Annotated in this window: 2 protein-coding genes; one reads left to right on the forward strand and one right to left on the reverse strand. The window is 67.9% G+C overall.

All coding sequences use genetic code 11. The features are described 5' to 3' along the window. Window positions 1–520 (forward strand): sensor histidine kinase (locus tag ACI38Z_RS06270; RefSeq protein ID WP_439789341.1); only part of this gene is annotated, 520 nt, incomplete at its 5' end. 21 nt (window positions 521–541) lie between these two features. On the opposite strand, the gene ACI38Z_RS06275 is transcribed toward ACI38Z_RS06270, so the two are convergent. Beyond that, window positions 542–2293, reverse strand: a complete 1752-nt coding sequence (locus ACI38Z_RS06275) for an IS1634 family transposase (RefSeq protein WP_439789342.1) — start codon at window positions 2291–2293, stop codon at window positions 542–544. Window positions 2294–2445: the final 152 nt, after the last annotated feature.

The raw sequence follows: 2445 nt of genomic DNA on the forward strand, positions 1-2445 counted from the left end.
GACGCAGCCGGGCGCGGTGCGCGGCACGCTGCTGGCAAGCATTGCGGACGACCTGCGCTCCGGTTCCGACGCCCAGCCCGATGCCGCCACGGAGCTTGCGGCGGTGGTCGACGCGTTCGCTCTGATCGACGTGGAGGTGCGCCTGCGGGGCGCGCTGCCTGCCGACCCTGCGTGTGCGCTGGCGTTTGCGCGCGCGGTGCGCGAGGCGGCGACCAACGCGGTGAGCCACGCCCAGGCGGCGGTGGTCGAGGCCGTGTTCGCGCGGATCGGCGGCATGGAAACCTGTACGGTGTGCAACGACGGCGCGCCCTGTGCGGCGCCGCCCCGGGAGGGCGGTGGCCTGACGGGGATGCGCGCCTCCGCCACGGCGCTCGGCGGTGTGCTCGAGGTGGACCCGGGCCCGCCGTTTACCGTGCGCATGCGCGTCCCGTGCGCCCAGGCGGTGGGAGAACCCATCTTTTGCAGCTGGTCGGGACAGTTTGGCCCTTGCGACCTGCGCGAACGGCCCCTTTCCCCGTGACTTTTTTCGCAGTGCGACGGCCTAGCGCCTCGAAACCTCCACTTCCGCCCTGGGCTTCCTCACGTCGGCCATCACCTGGCGGATCTGCCCGCGCGTGAGGACCTGCCTGGACAGGTCTATCCCGACGGCCGCCGCCAGCTCGTCGGTCAGGTCGGTGCGGTAGTCGAAGAGGTACGCGTTGGCGTCGAGCCTGTGGCCCACGACCCCGCGGAGCGCCTCGGCGATCTGCTCGGACGTGTGCTCGCGCCCCGTGTCGAGCTGCATCAGGCGCATGACCAGCAGCGCGACGTAGCAGACGAGGAAGTGCGCGCGTATGTGGTCCTCCCGCGACACGTAGACGGGCCTGGCGTCGAGGTCGCTCTTGAGCACGCGGAACGAGTCCTCGATCCTCCAGAGCCCGCGGTAGGCCTCGATGACCTCGCGGTCGCCCATCTCCTGCTCGCTCGTGACGATGCAGTAGTAGCCGTCGCAGGCCTCGTCGGCCGCGATCCTGGCCTCGTCGAGCACCCAGTTGTGGCTGGCCGCCTCGCCGGTCTCCCTCACCACGGGCATGTCCTTGGCGTAGCGCACGGGGGTCTTGGCGGCGGCCGACGACATCTCGCCGCCCTCGATCGCGGCCCTGGACCTCTCGACGACCTTCTCGCGCTCGCGGCGGCTGCGCTCGAAGTAGTCGCGCGACCAGAAGGCGACCTCCTTCACGGGCACCGTGACCTTGCGCCTCCTGCCGTCCTCGCCGACGACGTGGACGGCCTTGTCCGCGACGCGGCTCTTGACCTTGAAGGTGCCCGACGCGTTCCGCTCGTACCCCTCGCCGGAGAGCACCCAGCCCCTGAGCTCCCTGGTCGCCCTGCGCACCGACTGGGACAGGATGAAGCCGTTCCCGTCGAGGGTGACGGCGGCGATGTTGCCGGAGGTGTTCAGGCCCTTGTCGGCGACGACGATGACGCGCCCGGCCTCCGGGCCGCCCGCGCGGCGCAGCCCCGCCTTCTCCATCGCGGGGAGCATCGTGGACATGTCGTTCCGGTTGCCCGGGAAGATCTCGTAGTCGAGGGGCAGCCCGTCGCCGTCCAGGAACAGCCCCATCTGCACGATCGGCGAGGGCCGGTGCTCCTTGGACACGCCGCGCCTGCGCAGGCCGTCGATGTCTTCGTTTTCGACCTCGAAGTAGTAGTTGGTCACGTCGTAGTACAGGCGCGCCCTGTTGCGGGGCCCGCGCGCGGCCTCCAGGCTCTCGTTCATGTGCCTGACCAGGGCGTCGGCGTTGGCGTTGAGGTAGGTCAGGGAGCGGTACACGTCGTCCAGGCTGAAGTCGCACCTGCGCGGGAAGCGCCCGCGGGCCTCGAAGGCGGCCCTCTTCGAGCCGGGGTCGCTGATGCGGTTCCACACGAGCAGCTCCAGGATGCGGCAGGGGTCGTAGGCGAACCCGCGCGCGGTGCGCTTCTTCTCGAAGAAGCCCCAGACCCCGAGGTCGCGGTGGAAGTACGCGCTGGGCACCGCCGCCCCGAGCTCGACGCGGCCCTCGGCGCGCTTGTCGATCTTTTTCGCAGGTGAGAACTTGACGGTTATCGCCGCCCCGGCCGTCCTGGCCTCGGCGTTCCTGCGCTCGACTTCAGCTTCAAAATGAGCGATCGGATCGCCATAGATACCTTCAAAGGCGTCGGCGTAGCCGATCGTCTCGATGGTCTTGGACCTGGTCTTGCCGTCCGGCGTGCGGTAGCTCTGCACGATCGACAGATAGACCCGACCTTTGACCTTGGCCTTCCTGAGATGCATGGACACCGCCTTCGACCTGCGGGAACAGTTGGCAGATTATATCATACATCCGCAATAATCCACGTAAGAAGTCATAAATACTTGACAAAAAATATGCCCTTCTAGCAGGGCAAAGGGGTTGAAATCCACTTAGTCATGCTGCAAAACTCGGG

The organism is Parafannyhessea sp. (assembly GCF_051876455.1).
Taxonomy (GTDB): domain Bacteria; phylum Actinomycetota; class Coriobacteriia; order Coriobacteriales; family Atopobiaceae; genus Parafannyhessea.